Annotated in this window: 2 protein-coding genes; both read left to right on the forward strand. The window is 39.5% G+C overall.

Features of this window, described 5'->3' with window-relative positions; translation table 11 throughout:
• A partial coding sequence (locus tag CH361_RS19780; RefSeq protein WP_165782293.1) for a hypothetical protein occupies positions 1–257 on the forward strand: 257 nt, incomplete at its 5' end.
• A gap of 9 nt (positions 258–266) precedes the next feature.
• On the forward strand, positions 267–815 hold a 549-nt coding region (locus CH361_RS19565; RefSeq protein WP_208861473.1), incomplete at its 3' end, for a baseplate J/gp47 family protein.

Raw genomic sequence — 815 nt, forward strand, 5'->3', positions numbered from 1 at the left:
TGCTCGGTGCCTGGACGATTCCATGCGAATGTTTAGTAAATGGAATGTGGCTCAATGGGCAAATTGATGCGACTCCATGGCCTTGGACGAACGTAAGTCCGGATCCAATTGATGCAAGAGAATGGAAGGGAGAATCAATTTCTTGGAGTGCCTCTGGAAACCAAGGTTATAAAACATTAGCTGAGTGGAATTCTCTTCAAGCTAGTGTGACAGCAGGCACCAAACGAAATCTTGTTGGAACGGCTGTTTATTCATAGGTAGATTAAATGATACTTTTTACGACAAAGGAAAATGTTCAAAGAGAAGTCATTCGTTATGTTGAGGAGGACGAGAATGAACTATTCAAGGGTCATGATTTACGTTCTCCGTTATCCAAAACTGGAACTATTCTCAGAGCATTGGCAAATGCAGTTTTTCTTTTTATAGATAAAAACCTCTTAGCCTTTCAAAATGCTTTACATCCTTCCACAATGGAGGAAGAAGACCTTCATTTATCACTAAACGATTTAGGAGATGAATGGAAAGAAGCCACTTCTGCAAAACATCGCATTAGAATTGGTTCATCAGTTCAGCCTGTTTATAAAGTTCCAATTCCTGTTGGTTACGTTGTTGCAACGACCGATAGGAAAATTCGATTTCAAACTTTACAGGAAGGACTATTACCTGCATTGGTTCCGATGGATTCGAATGGCAAATACACCATTGAATTAATCTGTGAATGCCTCACACCTGGACTAGAAGGAAATGTAACCCCTAATGCAATTACAGAACACATAGATTACATTCCCGAAATTGATGTGGTTTATAATCCAGAT

It is taken from the genome of Leptospira brenneri (assembly GCF_002812125.1).
Lineage (GTDB): Bacteria > Spirochaetota > Leptospiria > Leptospirales > Leptospiraceae > Leptospira_A > Leptospira_A brenneri.